Origin of the sequence: Paenibacillus lentus (assembly GCF_003931855.1) — a bacterium.
In the GTDB taxonomy this organism is placed as follows: domain Bacteria; phylum Bacillota; class Bacilli; order Paenibacillales; family Paenibacillaceae; genus Fontibacillus; species Fontibacillus lentus.
Map to the genome: position 1 here is coordinate 4,083,549 of NZ_CP034248.1, position 20,775 is coordinate 4,104,323.

Annotated in this window: 18 protein-coding genes; 4 read left to right on the forward strand and 14 right to left on the reverse strand. The window is 48.2% G+C overall.

Going from position 1 to position 20,775, the window contains the following annotated elements; translation table 11 throughout:
• Position 1: 1 nt before the first annotated feature.
• From EIM92_RS18445 to EIM92_RS18475, 7 genes are all read right to left on the reverse strand, one after another.
• A complete protein-coding gene (locus tag EIM92_RS18445) occupies positions 2 to 1,066 on the reverse strand; it encodes an isochorismatase family protein (RefSeq protein WP_125084069.1) in 1,065 nt (354 codons plus the stop codon).
• An 89-nt stretch (positions 1,067 to 1,155) separates the two neighbouring features.
• Positions 1,156 to 2,889: a (2,3-dihydroxybenzoyl)adenylate synthase gene (locus EIM92_RS18450; protein WP_125084070.1), complete on the reverse strand. Its 1,734-nt coding sequence runs from the start codon at positions 2,887 to 2,889 to the stop codon at positions 1,156 to 1,158.
• Positions 2,889 to 4,163, reverse strand: a complete 1,275-nt coding sequence (gene dhbC, locus EIM92_RS18455) for an isochorismate synthase DhbC (protein ID WP_125084071.1) — start codon at positions 4,161 to 4,163, stop codon at positions 2,889 to 2,891. The genes EIM92_RS18450 and dhbC overlap by 1 nt, the downstream gene beginning before the upstream one ends.
• Positions 4,164 to 4,190: 27 nt before the next feature.
• The gene (locus EIM92_RS18460; RefSeq protein ID WP_125084072.1) at positions 4,191 to 4,976 is read right to left on the reverse strand and encodes a 2,3-dihydro-2,3-dihydroxybenzoate dehydrogenase; all 786 of its coding nucleotides are present in this window, start codon (positions 4,974 to 4,976) and stop codon (positions 4,191 to 4,193) included.
• An 87-nt stretch (positions 4,977 to 5,063) separates the two neighbouring features.
• Positions 5,064 to 5,876, reverse strand: a complete 813-nt coding sequence (locus EIM92_RS18465; protein ID WP_125084073.1) for an alpha/beta hydrolase — start codon at positions 5,874 to 5,876, stop codon at positions 5,064 to 5,066.
• Positions 5,877 to 5,901: 25 nt separating this feature from the next.
• Positions 5,902 to 6,924, reverse strand: coding sequence for an ABC transporter substrate-binding protein (locus EIM92_RS18470; protein WP_125084074.1), 1,023 nt, complete (start codon positions 6,922 to 6,924; stop codon positions 5,902 to 5,904).
• A gap of 49 nt (positions 6,925 to 6,973) precedes the next feature.
• Positions 6,974 to 8,200: an AraC family transcriptional regulator gene (locus EIM92_RS18475; RefSeq protein WP_246021042.1), complete on the reverse strand. Its 1,227-nt coding sequence runs from the start codon at positions 8,198 to 8,200 to the stop codon at positions 6,974 to 6,976.
• Positions 8,201 to 8,642: 442 nt separating this feature from the next.
• On the opposite strand from EIM92_RS18475, the gene EIM92_RS18480 reads away from it, so the two are divergent.
• Complete coding sequence (locus tag EIM92_RS18480; RefSeq protein ID WP_125084076.1) at positions 8,643 to 9,881, forward strand: RICIN domain-containing protein; 1,239 nt, start codon at positions 8,643 to 8,645, stop codon at positions 9,879 to 9,881.
• A 171-nt stretch (positions 9,882 to 10,052) separates the two neighbouring features.
• Here EIM92_RS18480 and EIM92_RS18485 read toward each other — a convergent pair whose 3' ends face one another.
• Positions 10,053 to 10,520 (reverse strand): GNAT family N-acetyltransferase, encoded by a 468-nt coding sequence (locus tag EIM92_RS18485; protein WP_125084077.1) that lies wholly within the window; start codon positions 10,518 to 10,520, stop codon positions 10,053 to 10,055.
• 202 nt (positions 10,521 to 10,722) lie between these two features.
• Positions 10,723 to 10,881: a hypothetical protein gene (locus EIM92_RS23770; protein WP_164515152.1), complete on the reverse strand. Its 159-nt coding sequence runs from the start codon at positions 10,879 to 10,881 to the stop codon at positions 10,723 to 10,725.
• A 324-nt stretch (positions 10,882 to 11,205) separates the two neighbouring features.
• Here EIM92_RS23770 and EIM92_RS24510 point away from each other — a divergent pair, with 324 nt between their 5' ends.
• Positions 11,206 to 16,224, forward strand: coding sequence for a rhamnogalacturonan lyase family protein (locus EIM92_RS24510; RefSeq protein WP_281279683.1), 5,019 nt, complete (start codon positions 11,206 to 11,208; stop codon positions 16,222 to 16,224).
• A gap of 128 nt (positions 16,225 to 16,352) precedes the next feature.
• On the opposite strand, the gene EIM92_RS18495 is transcribed toward EIM92_RS24510, so the two are convergent.
• The 3 genes from EIM92_RS18495 to EIM92_RS18505 all read right to left on the reverse strand — a co-directional run bounded on the left by EIM92_RS18495 (position 16,353) and on the right by EIM92_RS18505 (position 18,526).
• Positions 16,353 to 17,144: a lipid II flippase Amj family protein gene (locus tag EIM92_RS18495; RefSeq protein ID WP_125084078.1), complete on the reverse strand. Its 792-nt coding sequence runs from the start codon at positions 17,142 to 17,144 to the stop codon at positions 16,353 to 16,355.
• Between the two features lie 205 nt (positions 17,145 to 17,349).
• Positions 17,350 to 17,742: an anti sigma factor C-terminal domain-containing protein gene (locus EIM92_RS24515; protein WP_125084079.1), complete on the reverse strand. Its 393-nt coding sequence runs from the start codon at positions 17,740 to 17,742 to the stop codon at positions 17,350 to 17,352.
• Positions 17,702 to 18,526, reverse strand: coding sequence for a sigma factor regulator N-terminal domain-containing protein (locus EIM92_RS18505; protein WP_125084080.1), 825 nt, complete (start codon positions 18,524 to 18,526; stop codon positions 17,702 to 17,704). Before EIM92_RS18505 ends, EIM92_RS24515 begins: the two co-directional genes overlap by 41 nt.
• A 175-nt stretch (positions 18,527 to 18,701) precedes the next feature.
• Here EIM92_RS18505 and EIM92_RS18510 point away from each other — a divergent pair, with 175 nt between their 5' ends.
• On the forward strand, positions 18,702 to 19,265 hold the full coding sequence (locus tag EIM92_RS18510; RefSeq protein WP_125084081.1) for a TetR/AcrR family transcriptional regulator: 564 nt from the start codon (positions 18,702 to 18,704) through the stop codon (positions 19,263 to 19,265).
• Between the two features lie 68 nt (positions 19,266 to 19,333).
• Positions 19,334 to 19,744: a DUF5360 family protein gene (locus EIM92_RS18515; protein ID WP_125084082.1), complete on the forward strand. Its 411-nt coding sequence runs from the start codon at positions 19,334 to 19,336 to the stop codon at positions 19,742 to 19,744.
• A 104-nt stretch (positions 19,745 to 19,848) separates the two neighbouring features.
• Here EIM92_RS18515 and EIM92_RS18520 read toward each other — a convergent pair whose 3' ends face one another.
• Both EIM92_RS18520 and EIM92_RS24335 read right to left on the reverse strand, forming a co-directional pair.
• Positions 19,849 to 20,406, reverse strand: a complete 558-nt coding sequence (locus EIM92_RS18520; RefSeq protein ID WP_211344387.1) for a P-loop NTPase family protein — start codon at positions 20,404 to 20,406, stop codon at positions 19,849 to 19,851.
• Positions 20,407 to 20,440: 34 nt separating this feature from the next.
• Positions 20,441 to 20,587: a GNAT family N-acetyltransferase gene (locus tag EIM92_RS24335; RefSeq protein WP_246021048.1), complete on the reverse strand. Its 147-nt coding sequence runs from the start codon at positions 20,585 to 20,587 to the stop codon at positions 20,441 to 20,443.
• Positions 20,588 to 20,775: the final 188 nt, after the last annotated feature.

The window sequence follows — 20,775 nt, forward strand, 5'->3', positions numbered from 1 at the left end:
CTTACACCCCTTTTCTAACCATAAAGTAGTCTACGTTCGGAATGGATGGGGACATGCGGGCAGACAGGAGAGCCCACCATCCCTCCAGCGTCGGCCGTTCTGCCAATTCCGCAAAGCTGATCTCCAGTCCCTCACGGCTGAACCGTTCAGCCAAGCTCATAATACGGATCGAATCAAGCCCCCAGTAGGCGACCAAATCATCCTGCTCACCGATCGATTCTGCAGCCTCCTGCAATAGGTTGGCCACCTCCTCGCGCAATTGCTCATAGGACAATGTCCATGAAGCCTGGGCCGCTAAAATAGCGGTTTCTTCATTAGCCCCATTAGAATCCAAGGAGCTGGTAGACGACGCGTTTAACTGCTTAGAGGAGGACAATGTCGATTTTTCAGCAGAAGAATCGTCCGACTGTTCCGCTGGCGCCCCCTCCCCAAGCCCGAGTGCATCTAACAACCGCTGCGTCGTCAACGTAACTGCACAGCGTTCAGCAGCGTAGGTGAGAGCCTGCTTATGTTTTTCTAGCGAGAAATCGGCAACCGCATCGGCAACGAAGAACGACTGAATATCCTGCATGAAGGCTTCACAGGAAGTTAGAAGACAGCCAATGTGTGCATAGATACCGCAAACGATCAACTGGTCGCGTCCATGCTCTTTGATGACTTGCAGTAGATTCGTTTTTTGAAACGCGCTGTAACGCCATTTGGTCATAACAAGATCCTGTTCGCTCGGGGCTACCTCATCCGCGATTTGTGACTGGAACGGATCTACCCCCATCCCCGGCCCCCAAAAATCCAGTAAAAGCCCGCGCTCTTCCTGGCTCTGTCCCCCAATTTGGGCCGAATAAACAACGGGAATGCCCAGCTTAGCGCATTGTTTACGCAGCTCCGAAATATTAGAAAAGAGCTCGGTGACAGGCGACTCCTTCGTGTTATAAGCCTGCAAAAAGTAATTTTGCATATCATGAATAAGCAGCACTGCCCGCTGCGGCTCCGGCCGCCAAGCGACCTTATTTGCGGGAAGCTCGGCTTCGACAGGCATAGAGTATGGAAGGATAGCAGGAATACCCATGTTGATCATCCTTTCGACGGTTAATTTTGGACACCCGAAACTATGCTGACCCACAAAACTTTAATAATGATAGAATCAATCCGTTTCATTCAACAACGCTGCTTCTCGGCAAGAAGCTCACGCAGCGCTTTTTTACTTACCTTGCCTACCTTTGTTTTAGGAAATGAATCCAAAAATTCGATGCGATCAGGGATTTTATAAGCCGCAAGACCCCGATCCGTCAAAAAAGCCCTAATTTGCGCACTCGATGGCAGCGAGTCAACTGTTGGCTTTGGAATGATAAACGCGCAGGTTCGTTCACCCAAATACTCGTCCAGCATGGCTACGACAGCCGCATCATGGACTCCCGGATGAGCGAGCAGATGATTCTCTACCTCCTCGGCAGCGATTTTCTCTCCCCCACGGTTAATCTGATCCTTGTCACGTCCCTCAACAACGATATAGCCGGCTGCATCGATACGTACAAGATCCCCGGTGCGGTAAAAGCCATCGCTCGTAAAGGCTCTGGCATTATGCTCCTCCGCTTTGTAATAGCCGCGAATCGTATACGGGCCCCGGGTAAGCAAATGGCCGACCTCGCCCGGTTTCACCTCGACATCCTCGTCATCAACGACGCGAATTTCATCCCAAGTCGACATCGGCCGCCCCTGAGTATTTATAATGGTCTCGTCCGGGTCATCCAGCCTCGTATAATTGACCAGTCCCTCAGCCATCCCGAATACCTGCTGCAACTGGCAGCCTAATAACGACTTCACGCGCGACGCCGCTTCCGCGCTGAATTTCGCGCCGCCGACCTGTAGAACCTGAAGATGAGGAAAACTAGGCTTGATACGTGCTGCCGCGTCGAGCCAGACTAAAGCTAGTGGTGGTACCAGCGCGGTAATAGTAACCCGTTCTCGAATCATTAAGGGAAACGCCTCTTCCGGACTGGCTCCCCGTGCAAGCACAACGCGGCCTCCAGCGTATAATGTCCCAAGCACGCCCGGCGAGCTAAGGGGATAATTATGTGCCGCAGGGAGTACGGCCAGATAGACGCTGTTTTCGTCAAGTCCGCAAATTTCCGCACTGAGGCGCAGGGAGTAAATATAATCATCATGCGTACGCGGTATTAGCTTCGGCAAGCCGGTTGTTCCTCCCGACAACTGCAAAAAAGCGACATCCTCCGGCCTTGGCTCAGCCATGCTGCTGCCCACTTCCTCGAATTCCTCCCGGCTTCTAAGCTTAGACTTCGTAAGCTGACTAGGGTCGTCTGCGCGTTCAGCCTTCTCATTTTCTTTGCATGAGTCAGCTTCATGGCCCGTTTCAGGCTCCATATACAGCTTCTCCAGAGCAACGAATTCCTCCGGTTCACCGACCACCAGAACATGGTCCAGCGTAGGAACCTCTCGAATGACTTCTCTGGCCAGCTCACGATAGTCGAAACCCGCTTCGCGATCCGTTATAATGTAAGCTTTCGCTTCGGAAAACTCGGATATATAGGAAATCTCATGCCTTCGATGCAGGGGTAAGGCGAATACGGGTAATGCACCGATCCGGAATAACGCGAATATCACTTCAAAAAATGCTGCAACATTGGGCAGTTGAACAACCACCCGATCCTTAGGGCGAATTCCAATTCTCTTCATTCCTTCTGCCAGACGATCTGTCCGTGCGTCCAGCTCGGCATAACTGATCCGCCGTTCACCACTAACAATCGCAATCCGATCGCCGTACACCTTTGCACGCTCCCGAAGCATTGACCCAAAGGTCTCGCCGCGCCAGCAGCCCTCCCGGCGGTACAGCTTCGCAAACTCTTCCGGCCAAGCAGAGCATCCAGCCAACATCAAATTCCCTCCTTCTTTCTAACAGCCAGCTGTCGGTCATTTAGCCCCATAGCCAGTAGCAAGGTACGAAACTTTGCGGCCGTCTCAGCAAGCTCGGCCTCGGCACTAGAATCCGCCACAATTCCTGCGCCCGCATAGAGGCGAAGTTTTCTTCCCTCCACCTCTGCACAACGTATCGTGACGATCCATTCACCATCCCCTTGGCTATCGCACCAACCTACCATACCCGTGAAGAAGCCCCGTTCAAAAGGCTCTATTTCACGAATAGCTTCACGCGCCAGCTCCGTAGGAGTTCCACAAATCGCCGGCGTAGGATGCAGAGAGAGCGCAAGGTCAAGCACATTAGTCGCGGAATCGGCAAGCTCACCGTAAATATCCGTAGACAGATGCCACATTGTTTGAGTTTGCACAAGTGACGGTTTTGCGGGTACATCTAAGCTCTTGCAATACGGTCGAAGCGCAGCCTCAACGGCCTCCACGACCAGCCTATGCTCGAACTGATCCTTGGCCGAAGCGAGCAATGCAGCGGCCCTGCGTTCATCTTCAACGGGATCATTGCTGCGCGGTGCAGAACCTGCCAGCGGGTTCGCCCGAATTTGCAGCCCGGTTTTAGTGATAAGCAGCTCTGGACTGGCTCCAAGCAAAGTCCGAACTTCCGCTGCTGCCGGCTCGGCTCCCTCCTTCAAGGACGAAGCGCCTTTCTCTCCGCCCAAATTAACCGCGAACGTATAGCCGTGCTCATTATGGCGGGCTAAATTTCGCAGCAGACGGCGAGTATCCACGGGTTCAGCTGAGTTCAGCTCCAGCGTTCGAGACAGTACGACTTTTTGCAGCATATCCTGCTTGAGTCGTTCCAACATCGTGTTCACAATCGCTTTATAAAACTCAGGATCGGGATGCATGTTCATTTCGTAGTCCAGCTCAGATGCAAACTGTCCACTTCCCTCACTTCGTTCCTCTTCGCTAAAACTCAAAGAAGCGGCCCATTCCGTGGACAAAGGTACTATCAGCTCAGCAGGCTTGGCAAGGTCGAACGGAATTGCACCAACGACAATCTGTTCACTGTGGGAACGGGTGGCAGCGGCCAGCAGTTCTTTGACTCGATTTGACAGAGCTCCTGGAGTTCCGTCTTGCGAATCAGCCCACAATCTAGCCCACTCCCCCTTTGCAAGTAACGTACGTTTTGGTGAGGATAAAAAGAAACACAATCCCGATTCGTATTCCTCGAGAAGTTGTGCCGCCGTTTTTTCATATACAGCTCCATGGTTTACCATTTTCCTTAAACATCCCCTTTCAAGTGGTTAGACTCCCAATGTCGCCCCTCCATCAATGCATAAATCCAACATTGTGATTTGCCGCGCTCGATCGGAAGCGAGAAACATGACCGCATCGGCGATATCCGAAGGGGCTGCAATCCTACCAAGCGGTATGCCCAAGCGGAATGCTTCGGGTGATCCAGCAACAACCGACTGGCCCCCATTTGAATCGTTCCACAGCATTCGCTGCATCACCGTATCCGTTGATCCTGGCGACACAATATTGCAACGGATGTGGTTGGTAGCCTGCTCCAGTCCTAGGCATTTGGTGAACATGACTGCCGCAGCCTTGGAAGCGTTATAAGCCGCCATTTGCATGCGCGGTATCCGCGCTGCGTTGGAACCCACAGTCACGATTGAACCGGATTTACGCACAGCCATTCGTTTAACAACAGAACGGGATACATAGAATACTCCGTTTGCATTAACGGCAAAAGCGGCAGCCCAATCCTCATCACTAAGGGCCTCAACGCTTCCAATTCGCAATAGACCGGCTACGTTAACGAGAATTTCGATCGGGCCGAGCTCCCGCTCAACTTGATCGACAGCCGCCTCAACAGCATGGCTATCAGCAACATCGGTGACGAATACAGAAACTTGGCAGCCTTGGGCACGAAGTTCTGCCGCAAGACCCTCAAGTGCTTCTCCATTCAAATCTAAGGCAGCGACGATGGCTCCTGCACTCGCCAAAGCTCTTGCGACAGCTTCGCCAATCCCCTGGGCTGCTCCTGTCACCAAAGCAACCTTTCCTTGGATCCCCGTATACTCCACCTCACTATTCCACCTTTCTCCTCTGCGAGATAAACATTATTTTAGCGGCTCCCTCTCCTTTTTTTACTGATTCCTCCATCGCCATCCTCACGGTTGAAAAGCAAACTGCAAGGCCCGACTGATCAAGGCTGGCAGCACTGTCACATGCCCCTCGCCTTCAAACTCCTTAAAGCTGGATGTAATTCCAGAGCTCGTGAACATCGATAGACGCTCAGCCAGCCTTCGCGCATTTTTACTATTTTGGGAAATATGATTTTGCTCCAACTCCCCTACACCAAGCAAGACTTTCACATCTAATGCTTCCTGCTGCAGGCGGTTAACAAACATCTCCTCAGCCTCACTGATCATCGCTTTGTTCCAGTGGAACGAAGGGCTGCCAGCAATATAGCAGGTGAAGGACCCAGGGCTCGTAAACAGCGTAAACAAGGTAAATAGTCCTCCTAGCGAATGGCCAAACAGCGTCTGCTTGCCTGGATCGATGTTGTATTGCCTTTCAATTTCTGGTTTCAGTTCTTTCTCGATAAATTGCAAAAAAGCTGCCGCCCCCCCCTGCTTCGGCAGGGGAGTTCCGTCGGGCCTGAACCGATAGTCCGGACTTGTCTCCGGTGTATAATCGTAATAACGCTCCGCTGGGAACAGGTCCAATGTATCGTAGCCAATGCCCACAATTACCGCGGGAAATACCCCCGTGTTATGGGGGCAGCTCCCTTGCAGACGCGCAGTTTCGGCCATTGTGCCGAATACGGAATTCGCATCCAGCACATAAAATACCGGATAACCTGAAGGCGGAGGCGGCTCGGAGGGCGTACTTACCATAATTCGAAACTTGCGGCTTTCCACGCGAGAATGCATAAACCATTCTGCTGCACGGGGAATGACCATTTGCTTTCCGTCAGCCATTTCCTTCCAATCCACCTTTATTCGGTTATTCAGTCATTAGCTTGACTGTATCGTCGATGATTTTTTCATAAGCGATCAGGCCGCTTCCGAGCCAGTATTCATCGCTTACTTCGTATACATTCCCTTGCTGCACGGCAGGGATGCTCTTCCAAATGCTGCTTTCCGTCATTTCTTTCATGCGTTCTGTACCTTGTCCATAAGCATTGATGACAAAAATATAATCTGCGTCCATCTCCGGCAATATTTCTAGGGATAAGTTCAAGCTATTCTCGTTTTCCGTCAGCTTAGTCATTTCAATGCCTAGCTGCTGATTCAAGACATAACCACAAAAGTAATTGCCACCCATCAAGCTCACACCCTTGGCAGCAAAACGAACAATCGCTACTTTTTTACCCGGTGCGTTCTTCTCGATCACCGCTTTGGCCTCGTCAACCTTCTGATGGTAGGACTCTATTGCTTGTTTGGCCTCCTCACTCTTCCCTAGCAGTTCCCCCAACGTCTCGAGCGATTTTTCAACATCACCCGCAGCGTTACTGAACACATAGGTCGGTGCAATTTTAGAATAGTTCTCGTATACACCGTTGCCAGCATAATTGGCCGTATGCAGAATAATGAGGTCAGGCTCGTAAGATAGCAGTACCTCTGAAGACGGTGCCCCGCCTGAGAAGTCAAGCTTCGGTACATCCTGCAATTCCCCTTGCAAATAATCATGACCAAGATTTCCATTCGACCACTGCGCTACTGGCTTAACTCCCAGCTTAAGCAGCGAATCTTCCAAATATGGTGCGAATACGCGCTGGGGCTGAGCCGGAATTTGAATCTCATGGCCAAGTTCATCCTTGAACGTCTGCTCTCTCTTTGCCGCATCCCGAGTATTCTCCCCGGATACGGTAGCCTCCGTCGCACCCTGATTCGCTGCCGGCGACTCGGATGAACTCTTTGCGGAATCCGTACCGCACGCAGTAAGCACACTTCCCGCAAGCGCAACGCACAGCAATAAATAATGCGGTTTAAATTTTTCTCCTATTTTATAAGTAACTCCCAACATGGTGACCCCTCTTCTCTTGATAATGATTATCATTGAGAATGATTATAGATCATATTCCCTTGGTAGCACCATGGACAGTATCCTGCAAAGCCTTTGGACATTTTCCTGTTAACATGAGTAGTGCTTCATCCAGCATCCGGCTTATAGCCACTGCCGAATATTCAAACCAGGGGTCGGATGGAATCGGGTGTACTTGGCCATTCTTTACCGCTTGCAATTGCTTCCACTCCTTAGAGTGCTGCAGAGATAGCCAGTACGTGCGGGATACCGTTTCTGCACATACGACCACCAGCAGCCGATCTGGATTGATTGCCGCCAATTGTTCGAGCGTAAGCTCCGTGTTGACTGATGAGCAAAGCGGCCAGGCTGGCTTTAAATTTAAATCTTCGTATAGAACATCTCCAATTCCACGATTCCAGTAAGTATGAATATGACCTCCGTAAATCCGCAACACCATAATTTTGTCGTTGCCGAGCGCCTTATTGACCTCTCTTCTCGCTGCCTGGACTTTTTGTTCATAGTCTTCGATCCACCGTTCCGCTCTCTCTTCCAGTTCCAAAAAACGGGCAAGCAGGCGAAGCTGATCCCGCCATCCGTAGTGCTCCGTCGGGACGAAGAAAGTCGTCGCTATACTAGTCAGTTTGTTTTGCTCGATCCTCCCCAACTGCTCCGATCCAATTATTGTATCTGGACGAAGCGCAGACAGCTTCTCCAAATTTGCCTCGAAAGAACGAGGACTATACGGATCCATCAGTTGCAGATGATCTGTGATTTCCATTCGATAGTCGTTGTAATAATAAGCCGTCCACTTTGGATCGAGCGGAGCAGCTACCGGAATAATATCCAGAGCAAGCAGTAAACCTGCAATTTCCGGAGAACATGCAGCTACCCGCTGCTTGGCTTGCTTGATATAGTCGGTAGGAGACAGGCCAACCTCTTTTTTAAATTTGCGGCTAAAATAAAATTCATCGCTATAGCCTACCATTAAGGCAATTTCACGCAGCCGCAGCTGCTCCCCCGATGAAAGCAGATAGCGCTTAGCCTGATTGATGCGAAGCTCAGATAAATATTTCATGGCGCTTTTCCCGAAATTCTTCTTAAACAGATCGCCAAAATACTTGGGGCTGATATTGGCCATTTCAGCTAATTGTGCAATAGAAAGCGGTTCATGAAAGTGCTCCTCCATGTATTGCTTTATCTCCGACAACTCTTTTTTAACATTCCGCTCATCCCCGGCGGAGAATGGATGTGATGTATATGAATGATCTGAAAGCAAGATATTTACCCCCCTGAACATAAAGAAATCGCCTTCGATTGAAAATGATTCTCAATATCAAACTCTATTCTACCCAATCTCTGCCAATAGAAGCAATAGCTGATCATATTCCTTTCGAGACCCTATATAAATAAAAAAAATCCATTCACCTCAGTTGTGCCAAGGCATGCAAACCAAATTTGCTCTGCAACTCAGCAACTACATTTAAAAATAATCTGGCGCGGTATAACCGACATTTTCTTCACTATTTTATAATCTCCCGGCACAGCGGTGAACCCTAGTTAATAATTTTAGTTGAATTTCCATTAATTTGAATCTATAATGAAAGTGCAAGTAATGATAGCGTTATCATTTCAAAAAACGAAACCGGTTTAGAGTCTCTGCACGCCAGCGCAGCGTGTACAAATTATGCAGGCAACTTTATGAAAAGGAGCGAAAAATCATGTTAAAACACAGTAAATCATTATATCTTTTTCTGCTGTTAGCTCTTCTGATTTCTTTCGTGCCCGCTGGAAGTACTAGCGCTGCAACCTCTTGGAATCTAATATGGAGCGACGAGTTTGACGGCAGCTCCCTGAATACCACCAACTGGACTGCTGAAATCGGCACAGGGAGCGGTGGCTGGGGGAACAATGAACTGCAGTACTACACGGACCGCCCACAGAATCTTCAAGTAACGGGGGGCAATCTCGTCATTACTGCTCTGAAAGAGTCCTACGGCGGCATGAATTACACTTCTGCCCGGATCAAGACCCAAGGACTAAGGAACTTTACCTACGGAAAGGTCGAAGCCAGAATCAAGCTCCCTTCCGGGCAAGGGTTGTGGCCTGCCTTCTGGATGCTGGGCTCCAACATTACGACGGTCGGCTGGCCGGCATGCGGTGAAATCGATATTATGGAGCGGGTCAACAACAACCCTTTCGTGAATGGTACCGTGCATTGGGACGCCAATGGCCACGCCGAGTTTGGCCGAACTTCGGGAAGTCTCGATTTCTCCCAATACCATACGTATAGCATTGAATGGGATCCGAACTACATCCGCTGGTTTGTAGACGGGGTTCAGTATAATGAATTTTATATCGCCAACGGGACCGGAAACACAGAGGAATTTCAAAAGCCGTTCTTTCTGCTGCTAAATCTTGCTGTTGGTGGCAACTGGCCAGGGAGTCCTAATGCATCGACGCCATTCCCGGCGCAGATGCTGGTTGATTATGTACGGGTATACCAGGCTGATAGCGCGCCGAACATCGTTAGCGGTGGCGTTTATACGCTCACCTCCAAAGCAAGCGGCAAGGTACTGGACGTAGTAGATGTCTCCACTGCCGATGGTGCTAAAATGCAGCAATGGACCAACTATAGCGCCAGCAATCAGCGCTTCAAAGTGGAGAGCACGGGAGACGGATATTATAAGCTGACAGCCATGCACAGCAGTAAAGTACTAGACGTCCCAAGCTCAAGTCCAACGAGTGGCGTACAACTGCAGCAGTGGACAGACAACGGAACCAATGCCCAAAGGTGGATGCTTGCCGATGCGGGCGGCGGATATTATAAGCTAGTATCCAAAGCCAGCGGGCTGGTCATGGACGTTGCCAGTTCGTCGACGGCCGATGGCGCAGCGGTTCAGCAGTGGACGGATAACGGCACGGACGCTCAGAAATGGCTGTTTACGAAGGTGAATTAACGGCTGCTGATTGCTGAGCAGTTGCAGACGCTTTCCAAAAATGAGGAGAAACCCACCGTCATTTGGCGAAGGGTTTCTTTTTATTCTGTTCGCTAAATTGGCAATCGGACATAGACTTGGAGCGGCTTCCCCACCTCATCCCCCTGATATTTCTATGAGATAACAAACAGTTCATTGCTTTAAGATATCAAGACTTAACCTGATCATGTCCCTGCATTGAATTCCGTTCTCAAATATCGCTTGATCATAATGTTTGATAAAATAATCGCGATCCACCCCGGTAATTCTAAATCCGCATTTCTGATATAGCCCCAACTGGCTCAAACTCGAGTTTCCGGTACCTATTTCTACGGTGGCTGCCTGCTGCTCCTTAGCTTTTTCGATTGCGCTTAACACTAAATTTCTGCCGATCCCCTTGCCCTGAAAATGCTCTCGGACGGCAATATTCACGATCTCGATCGTCCCTGGACGTGTTCTGAGTAGTACAAATACCCCGACGGCTTCGAGCCCATTCGCAGCAACATAGCATTGGCCCCTGCGCAAATACTCATTTACGTTCTCCTCGGAAGGATCAGCTAAAAATAACAAGTCGTACGGGGCCTCCTTGATATTTTCAAGTAAATCAATCGAAAGCTTCATATAAAAAATCTCCCTTTACTCGCGACAAAATATTCCTTCTTTAATCTTATTGTTCTTGCTCCCGATATCTAATTCCTCCCTTCATACAAAATCGATATATTTCAAAACATAGCTTTTCTCAAATTATAATTTCCCAAGAATATAAGGGCACCCCTCGGTTTTCTAACCGTCAGGCACCCTTATATTCTCAATTTAAGCCGTACTATTCTTCCTGCTCGGTTTGCTCCTGCCCGAAAGCAGCCTTGGCATCCTCAACCATTTCTTTTGCGAATTCTTCTCTTTGCTTATCGGGAACCGGCATTTTATTCAGCGAATTCCGCTGAACTTCATACTTACTAAGCCCTTGATCCTTCTTACTCATAACGTATCTGGCACCTCCTTCGATGTTAATATAGTCCAACTGTAGGATGCGGAGGCTATAGCGTTTTTATGCATCACTTATAGTAGCCCCGAAGATGCAAAAAGTCTGATTTTTAAGGAAAGTTAACGGTTTTGTGAACCTTTATTACAGAATAAAAATGCTATTATCTTAATTGTAATTAACAGATATTTCAATTTTTTCAGGAGAGGGGGAAAATTATTAGTAGAAACGAAGCAAAGGAGGGATTGTTTCCAACTTAATTTGTAACCGCTTACAGGTTGGGGTTCTTAACAAACTACATTTAGAAAGAGGGTATGGCAATTGATGAAAAGCAGTGTGTATAAGCATCCATTCCTTGTTTTCTTAATCTCGGTTATGCTCTTCACCACGGTACTACCCTTCGGATCCAGTGCCCGTGCCAATGAGACGGAATCCTTGGATGATCCAGCTCCTGGTACCGTCACAAGCGCAGTTTATGACTCTCCTGGATCATTACTGGCTAGCGAGGAGCTTCGCTTCGACTTCGGGCCAGGCAGTTCGGCAGACGGTTACACACAAGTTACAGCGGATACACCTTACTCCCCGGCTCTTGGGTATGGCTTCGCCGATCCGGCCATGGTCTCCGAGCAAGATCGCGGGACAGCCCATCCGTTGAAAACCGATTTCGTCGTACCGAAAAACACTTCGTTCATCGTGGATCTTCCGAATGGTGACTATACGGTTTCCCTCATATCCGGTGATGAAGGCGGACCGACCGATATTGCCATTTCAGTGGAGACCATTCAGAAGGTACAACAAACGGCCAAGCTCCCAGGGCAATATTTGGAGATGGACTTTCAAATTGCATTAATTGACGGCCAATTGAATCTGGACTTTACGGGCACGGTACCAAATATGAATGCACTTGTCATTCGCAAGCAACTGGAGCGTGAGCCTGGAGAGAAGCCCGTTGTTTATCTCGCGAGCGATTCTACGGTTCAAACCTATGATTCCTATTGGCAGCCGCAAGCAGGCTGGGGCCAAATGATCGACCGTTACTTTACGGATGATGTTCGCATCGATAACCGTGCCATCGGCGGCCGGAGCTCAAGATCGTTTGTCTTTGAAGGCCGGCTGGATGAAATTCTGCAGGCAATTCGGCCCGGCGATTATTTACTCGTGCAATTCGGCCATAACGATGCGACGATCAGCAGGCCGGAGCGATATACCTCGCCTGAGGATTTCAAAATCTATCTAAAATCCTACGTTCTCGGCGCCAGGCAGCGCGGAGCTACTCCGATTCTTGTTACCCCTGTCGGACGGAGAGATTTTAATGAGACAACAGGTAAATTCAACGTCAGCTTCCCCGAGTATGTTGCATCTATGAAGGAAGTTGCTAATGAGCTTGATGTGAGGCTGGTCGATTTAAGCGCGCTAAGCGTCGCTTACTATGACTCTATTGGCCCGGAGGCCACCCGTTCCGTTTTTCTACATGTCGATCCGGGAGTATACCAAGCCTTTCCGAACGGCGCTGTAGACAACACTCACTTCCAGGAGTACGGCGCAATCCAGATCGCCAAGCTCGTTGCCGGCGGCATAGAGCAACTGGGATTATCACCGCTCTCAAACAATGTGAAGGAAACCGAACAGCCAGAGCACGTCCCCTCCAAGCCGCAAGGTTTAACAGCAGGCAGTATTAGCAATGCCGGTGCGGTCCTGAAATGGAATGCGGTCGAAACGGCGGAAATCTACAAGGTATACCGTAAGCTGGCCGCGGAACCGGAATCCGCCTATAAGATGGTCGGAACTTCAACTCTTCCCTCTATTACAGTCAGCGGTATGACGGAGGGCACGGCCTATACCGTTCGCGTTACAGCCATCAACGGACGAGGTGAGTCCGAGCCTTCGGATGAAATTCGCATCGGAACCAAATCCGCGCAGTACAAATACGATTTCGGCCCTGTCGGCGCTCCGGTCGCCGAAGGCTATACGGAAGTAACACGCCATAGCCTGTATACGCCGGAGCTCGGTTACGGCCTGACCTCCAGCGCTGGCATGGATGATCGGGATCGGGGAGGCGCAACGGATGTGCTGCGCCGGGATTTCGTCATCTATTTTAGCGGAAGCTATGAATTCAAGGTCGACCTGCCGAACGGCTCCTACTCCGTCAAAACGTATACCGGAGACTGGATCGGCTCCACGAGAACCAATGTCCATATCGAAGGAATAGATTACGGCACAGTCTCCTCCGGCAAAGAAAGTATTGCCGAGAAGGTGTTCAACCAAATCGCCGTCACCGATGGACAGTTGAACCTGGTGTTCAGCGGACAGACTGCACACCTCAACGCCCTGGAGATCACTCCGATCCTGCTTGCACCGGATGCGCTGCAGTTGGATGAGCTGGAGCTCTCTAGTGATCCTATCACAGTGAAATTGTCCTGGAAGGCAAGTGCGACGGATGCGGTCAAATACCGGGTATACCGGCAAACGGAAGGCGCAGCCTATCTGGAGCTGGTCGGCGAAACGCCCGATACATCCTTCACCGACACCAAGGCGGATGTAGGCCTGAGCTATGTATACAGCGTAACCTCGATCGACAATGGCGGATTTGAATCCGTTCCTTCGAATGGGCTTGCTGTAACGACGATCGATCCGAACCATCCCCTGGCACCAGTGCCAACCGCGCTAAGCGTTCAGGCGATCCATAAGAACGATGTTACAATCGCCTGGGATGACGTTGAAGAAGCGCGGTTCTACAACGTATATCGTGCTGCCCAAGAGGATGGCGAATATATGCTAATAGGCAAGGCAAAGTCAGCTTCCTATACAGACACCACCGTGCTTACGACCATTCCTTATTACTATAAAGTCGCTTCGGTCAATGCCGGCGGAATTTCCAATTTGTCGGATGCGCTGAAGACCGAAGCAGTGACAACATTATACCGCGAGATGGAGTATATAGACCGGGCTCCCGTTGCAGTAAAAACGAACGGCGGCAACTATATCGGCTGGCGAATGCTCGGCCTGGATCCAGACGATATCGCTTTCAATATATATCGCGACGGAGTCAAGTTGAACAAGAAGCCGATTGCAGACAGCACCAATTTCACGGATAAGGAAGGCAAAAATCATTCCGTATATAAAATAACGACAGTCGTGGACGGCAAGGAAAAGGACGCCAGCAGCAAGTTTGGCGTATGGCAGCAGCAGTATCTGGCGATCCCGCTCCAGAAACCGGCTGATGCTTATACGAAAGACGGCCAGCCATACACGTATATAGCGGGCGATGCCAGCGTCGGCGACCTGGACGGGGATGGCGAGTACGAAATCGTGCTGATGTGGTCGCCTTCCAATGCCAAGGATAACTCACAAAGTGGTTATACCGGAATTGTCTACTTGGATGCTTACAAGCTGGACGGAACACGGCTGTGGCGCATTAATTTAGGGCATAACATTCGGGCCGGAGCACACTACTCCCCCTTCCTGGTCTATGATCTGGACGGAGACGGCAAAGCTGAAGTGGTCCTGAAGACAGCTGACGGAACGCTTGACGGCCAAGGCAAGGTCATCGGCGATGCTTCCAAAGATCACCGCAACAGCTCGGGTTATGTGTTGCTTGGCGACGAGTTCCTCACCGTATTTGACGGCGAGACCGGCGCTGCATTGTCTACCGTGGATTACGATCCGCCGCGCGGAGATGTAGGTGCATGGGGCGACACCTATGGCAACCGGGTAGACCGTTTCCTGGCCGCTGTCGCTTACTTGGATGGCGAGCATCCTAGCGTTATTTTCAGCCGCGGTTATTACACTCGAACCGTACTGGCCGCTTACAGCTTTAAGGATGGACAGCTAACGAAGCAGTGGCGCTTTGATACGAATGATGACGGCAATGGAAGCTATGTCGGCCAAGGCAACCATAATCTATCGGTCGGCGATGTGGACAATGACGGCAAAGACGAAATCATCTTTGGTGCCATAACCATTGATGACAACGGCCAAATACTGTATAGCACAAATCTCGGGCATGGCGACGCCATTCACTTCGGGGATCTTGACCCGACTCGTCCTGGGCTTGAGGTATTCGGAGTTCATGAGAGCACGGGTGCCAAGTACGGGCTGGAAATGCATGATGCGGCCACCGGTGAAATTCTATGGGGCGTATTTACGGGCAGAGACACCGGCCGTGGCATGACCGCCGATATCGATCCGAACTATCCGGGCGAAGAAGCGTGGGCGTCGACGATTACGAACGAGGAACATATTCCCATTACAGGTCTATACAGTGCGCGAGGCGAGTTGATCAGTGAGAGTATCCCGTCCTCCGCCAACTTCGGAGTCTGGTGGGATGGCGACCTGCTGCGCGAGCTGCTCGACCATCAATGGAATACCGAAACCAAGACAGGTACGGGCACAATCGATAAATGGGATTACAAGAACAAGACGACCATCAACCTGCTAACGGCCGATGGCACCCTATCGAACAACTATACCAAAGGGAATCCATCCCTGCAGGCCGACTTGTTCGGCGATTGGCGGGAAGAAGTCATCTGGCGATCCGCAGACAGCACGGAGCTTCGCGTCTACACGACTGTAAATCCAACAGAGCATAAACTGCGCACCTTGATGCATGATCCGATCTATCGCCTTGGGGTCGCCTGGCAAAACGTTGCCTATAACCAGCCGCCGCATCCAGGCTTCTTCCTTGGTGATGGCATGGAGCAGCCTGAAGCCCCGTTGATTACCTATGTAGGAGCGCCGAATAAACCCGAGGAGCCTGTTCAGGCAACCGGCGTTCCAGGCAAACCGGTATTAAGCGATAATAATGGTTACAATACAGGGCTGCTGGACGGAGACTATACGATTACGATGAATATGTGGTGGGGCAATAACGGCAGCGAATACAAGCTTTATGAGAACGGAAAATTGATCGATACGCAGAAGCTTATTGACGATTCTCCTTCCGCACAGATTGCTTCCACGGAAATCACGGGTCGGCCAAACGGCACCTATACCTACACCTGTGAACTTACGAATAAATTCGGTACGACCGCTTGTGAAGCTAGAACGGTTACCGTGAAGTATGCGGCACCAGCCAAACCGGTGCTTTCGGACGACAATTGGGACGGCGATGGCAACTACCAGTTGACCATGAATTTATGGTGGGGCACGAACGCCGCCATCTACCGTCTTTACGAGGATGGCGTTCTGGTCGATACCCAGACTATAACCGCTTCTACTCCACATGCCCAATCGGCTGTGACGAAGATTGAAGACAAAGCCGCAGGCGTGTATAAGTACCAAGTCGAGCTGGAAAACAGCAGTGGAATCACGAAAAGCGATATTTTAACAGTTACTGTAAAATAAACCGGGCGACGCGCACTCGCTGGATAACCAGACGATGCTAACGACATTACTCTATGACAAGAGCCGATCCGAATTAAATCGGATCGGCTCTTTTTTTGCAACAATATTAAGTTCTCTACCCCTGCATGCTAAATCAGTCGAATAATCACGCTTATGAAATAAGATGCAGGAAGGATTAAGGCTTGCGCAACCAAAGTGCCTAACAGCCTTGACCCCATCAGCAGCAAATATATTTTTCCTAACCGCTCTCGGTACGTTTCGTGATTTAGGGCCCGGTCAGTAATTAAACCTACTTGAGGATCGATAAATATAGTCAATAGAATCGTCGCGATCCCATTGATCAAACCGGAAGATTGCGATGCCATGGTACTTAATTCTGGAACCAAATGAGCCGCATAAAGGGATGACAATACACCAACCGTGTAAATTGCCGTTACAATCACATTTAAAAAAATAAACCTCTTAGAAATACCCAAATATCTAAACTCTCGTAATCGAAACGTCGGCTTCGCGATATAATGCTTCGTATTTCTGAGCTGCGTTACTGTAACACTGGAAATCAGCCGCGGCAGCGAACCTGCTACTTCCAGCTTCGAAATTACTCTCATCCAAATGTTCACAAACGTTGGAAATAGAACAATGGCGATGAAAGTCCCCACCGAGGCGGCGATCAGTATAACTCTGAGATATCCGAGCACGTTAAACGTAGGATCAATTCTGGCAAAATCAATGAACTTCGCCGTGAGCGGCGCTTGTATCAAATTTGCAGTTCTCGAGACAAGCACCATAATTCCTGTTAAGGAGAGGGCTACCGCGATTTTATTTATTTTTACTCCGGCATACCTTAAAGAATAAGACAGCGTTTCAGCGGTATGAATAATCATGGTGAGCATAAAAATGGTGATTAAATAATTTGTCATTGTGCCATCTCCAACCAGCCGTTCCCATTCCCATCGCTAATACCTTGAACGTTTATGGTGATCATTCCTTCGCCTATTTTTAACCTGGCACGCATAAAAAAAGACCCCGCCGTAAATAGCTCTAATTGGGGCCGGATCATCTGTTAGCTGAGCTTCTTCCATGATTATACATCTGACAATCGAATCGCGGTAGCTCTAAATCTATTTAATATTTTTCCACCACGGAGCCTAAAGTGACTCCTCTTACATAAGTTTGATCTATTAGACTATAAAAATCTTGTACGGAGCCCGTAACGACTACGCCCAAAATACGTACGTCCGTTGCATCCGGCTCGGCTTTATCCTTTTTGAGATAGTCGTAAATTTGGCTGAACTCGTAATGATATCTCCCTTTTGCTTTCACCCCCCACTCCAAAGCATCAAGAAATTTCTGTTCGCTCACTTCGCTGGGATCAGCATGTAAGATGCCGAAACCTCTGACGGTGTCCTCACTATGAGGAGTCGCATAACTTTGATTGCCATTGCCGTCTATATACGGTTTATAAAAATCTTTGTTGCTACGTATCCACCCAATACCAGGTCTGAGTGAGTCCGCCAGGAATCATCTGTTTCAATTCGCTAAGCGTATAATCCCGGTCAAACGATATGGCCATTTCCACCAGCTTGTTTTGATCCATATCTTGAAGCAAGGACAGATCGTTAAGTATTTTTCCGTTGTAATCCACTTGAGGAATGTAAAACAACATTTTTCGTTGTCCATTAGCGCTGTTATAAGCACGGGTATATTCGTAGCCTTCTTTTTTCATTTCAGCATCAGGAAGTGTTATGCCTGGTTCTGTACTGCTTCCCCCCAAAGCCGCGAATGCAAAGAAAGGAATGACCTGATAATCAACTTTTTTACTGGGCCAAGGTATGGGTACGCCTTCGATTACTTTAACTTTATGAAACTCCAGTATGCCGGACAAAAGGCCCTGCTCATCGGTATATCCCGTGCCTGCCAAATTCGGCCCACTAATTTCCTCCATCATCCATTCATCGTTCATGGCACGGCTGGAGCTCCAATTGACTAACTGAACATTGCCGATCATCGCTCCAAACAGCACAAAGACGGTGACCATCAACGAAATAACAACCGAACGGATCGTTGATTTTCGCTTGGCTTTTTTAATCATTTTTGTCATTTCCAAATGGTTAATAGCCACCTTGTACAGCCATGCGCTGAACTTTCCATTTTCAATGGAATCTATGTATAGAAATGCTTTATACACGGTCTCCTGTACGATATCCTCCGCATCCGAGGAAGAAGCGCCCAGACGAATCAAATAATTCCGAATTTCTCTAAGCTTTGGCTGCAGTTGTTCATAAAGCTGTCCGGTGTCCATACTTCACCACCTTTCATTGACTATAACGAGCGAAGATCTAAAATGTTAAAGGAATAATTAAAAAGTTTTGAATCCCTTTGTACTGCGACTTGACATTTCGTATATGAGCACCATAATAAAACTTGTGGTACCAAAAAAACAAAAACGGTACCAAGATCAAGTAAGGAGGTCCTTCTTGAAGAAGAGATTACAAGAAACAGTACTTGAGTTAATTGTACAAAAAGGGTTGAAATTCACGATGAATGATATCGCGGCAAGGCAAGGGATAAGTAAAAGAACAATCTACGAGCATTTCAACTCGAAACAACACATCATAGAGACCCTTGTCGACGATGCAATTAAAGAAGTAAAACAACGCGAACAAATGATTTTTCAACAGAAAAATTGGAGCTACGAACAAAAGTTGAAAGCCGTATTATTGATTGTTCCTAGTGGGTTGCGCTTTGGGGATACCGAAGTATTAATGCAAATGAAACGGTTCGCTCCTAATGAATGGGAAAAAATCGATCATCTTCTTCAAGATGAGTGGAAAACCGTTCAACAAATTATAGAACTTGGTATTCAAGAAGGGGAGTTTCGCTCACTTCATGTTCCAAGCGTCATTCAATTATTGCGAGGGGCATCTATGGCCATTTTTGATCCTGACTTTCATACTCATGAAGTAAAACCCTTGCCAGAAGCCGTAGCAACGATGGTCGATGTTGTCATGCATGGAATGATAAACAAGAGAGAGCTGTAGGTTTGAATTTTGCCTTAAACACGATTGGGAGATTCAATTGAATTTACAACATAAATTGGAGGTATAATATGGATTCGACTCAAAAAGAGCCATCAATGCGTGTGTTAAAATGGTTTTTTCTCGTGATAGATTTTTCCTTTATTTTATATTTCAGTGCAACAGCAATGAAATTAATTCCCGTTGAATACGCATATTCTGATTACACAAATCCGATTTTAGTCGCTTGGAACTGGTCCTTCTTTCCACTTGATATGGTCATCTCCATTACAGGTTTGAGTGCAATTTATTTACATCGAAAAAGATGTTCGGAATGGAAACCAGTCGCATTAATTTCACTTGTTCTTACATTTTGTTCTGGATTAATGGCAATATCATATTGGTCGTTACGCTTGGAATTTGATCTTACATGGTGGATTCCGAATTTAGCATTGATGCTTTACCCTTTGTTTTTCATCCCTCGATTTCTAAAAGTGGGCTAGAGAGCGGAGCTATTTTAATATCACTATAGTATTTTTTTACCATCCCAAATTGGTTTAATTAAGACAATGAATTTTGTTGGTCGTGGTTAGTAGAGGAGGGTACCTTAAAACCCTCTTTCCACACTTTTTTCCGAACCCTCTTCCCTCAACTCAAGTCTCATTTTAGCTATATGATCCGATGCTTCCTTGGATTTTTTAAATATATAAATCTGTTTCTGTTCTTTTGCTTGATCTAGCGTTTCTAATATTGTTGTGCCTCTGTTTCTTTTCCTAAAATTCCAAATCCATTTCAAAAATTCTAAATCTATTTTCTCTCGGCAGCCTTCTGCCATATCCTCTCTCACTCCTCCATGATTCAAAATCCTTCGTTTAATGACTCGATAGATGCATAATGAACGCGGCATATCGAAATAAAATACGACATCCGCATCGTGAAGCCGCTTGTTCAGTGTCCTTGAGTAGTTCCCGTCCATAATGTAGGACTCAAGCTTTAGCAATTCGTCCATCGTATCATCCCATTCTTCCTCTGTTGAAGCGATCCAATTAGGTTTCCAGTATAATGAATCAAGATGAATAACGGGTAGTCCAGTGACTTCTCCTAACTGGGATGAAAAGGTAGATTTCCCTGAGCCTGCGCAGCCTAATACAAGCACTTTTTTCATAAATTCACCTCATAGCTCCATAAGGTAAGTACCATCATTGCTTTCCTATTTCTACAACCATAGTAATGGACGTATCGATCTTGCCAACCGCCTGAAAGCCAAATCGTTGATAAAGTTTGACTGCGGCTAAATTTTCCGGTGCCACACTCAAGGATATTTTTCTTACTCCCCTAATTCTCAAATCATCTATTAAAGTTTTTAAAAGCGCCTGGCCTGCCCCAATCTTCTACGTACTTAGCCAGGAATGGCTCATGAATAATTTCTCTGCTAAACCTTTCTTGCCCTTCCGGTACATACAATGACTCATATAACATGTCCCATAAGAAAGGGATGTCCTGTGCGGTTACAGGTCTAATTTTAAAAGATAGA

Bases quoted from the DNA above. Each gene is read 5' to 3' on its own strand.
- EIM92_RS18520 (WP_211344387.1), bottom strand. From the start codon at position 20,406: ATGAAAAAAGTGCTTGTATTAGGCTGCGCAGGCTCAGGGAAATCTACC.
- EIM92_RS18450 (WP_125084070.1), bottom strand. From the start codon at position 2,889: ATGTTGGCTGGATGCTCTGCTTGGCCGGAAGAGTTTGCGAAGCTGTAC.
- EIM92_RS24510 (WP_281279683.1), top strand. From the start codon at position 11,206: ATGAAAAGCAGTGTGTATAAGCATCCATTCCTTGTTTTCTTAATCTCG.
- EIM92_RS18505 (WP_125084080.1), bottom strand. From the start codon at position 18,526: ATGGACACCGGACAGCTTTATGAACAACTGCAGCCAAAGCTTAGAGAA.
- EIM92_RS18515 (WP_125084082.1), top strand. From the start codon at position 19,334: ATGGATTCGACTCAAAAAGAGCCATCAATGCGTGTGTTAAAATGGTTT.
- EIM92_RS18480 (WP_125084076.1), top strand. From the start codon at position 8,643: ATGTTAAAACACAGTAAATCATTATATCTTTTTCTGCTGTTAGCTCTT.
- EIM92_RS18470 (WP_125084074.1), bottom strand. From the start codon at position 6,924: ATGTTGGGAGTTACTTATAAAATAGGAGAAAAATTTAAACCGCATTAT.
- EIM92_RS18465 (WP_125084073.1), bottom strand. From the start codon at position 5,876: ATGGCTGACGGAAAGCAAATGGTCATTCCCCGTGCAGCAGAATGGTTT.
- EIM92_RS23770 (WP_164515152.1), bottom strand. From the start codon at position 10,881: ATGAGTAAGAAGGATCAAGGGCTTAGTAAGTATGAAGTTCAGCGGAAT.
- EIM92_RS18445 (WP_125084069.1), bottom strand. From the start codon at position 1,066: ATGGGTATTCCTGCTATCCTTCCATACTCTATGCCTGTCGAAGCCGAG.
- dhbC (WP_125084071.1), bottom strand. From the start codon at position 4,163: ATGGTAAACCATGGAGCTGTATATGAAAAAACGGCGGCACAACTTCTC.
- EIM92_RS18485 (WP_125084077.1), bottom strand. From the start codon at position 10,520: ATGAAGCTTTCGATTGATTTACTTGAAAATATCAAGGAGGCCCCGTAC.
- EIM92_RS18495 (WP_125084078.1), bottom strand. From the start codon at position 17,144: ATGACAAATTATTTAATCACCATTTTTATGCTCACCATGATTATTCAT.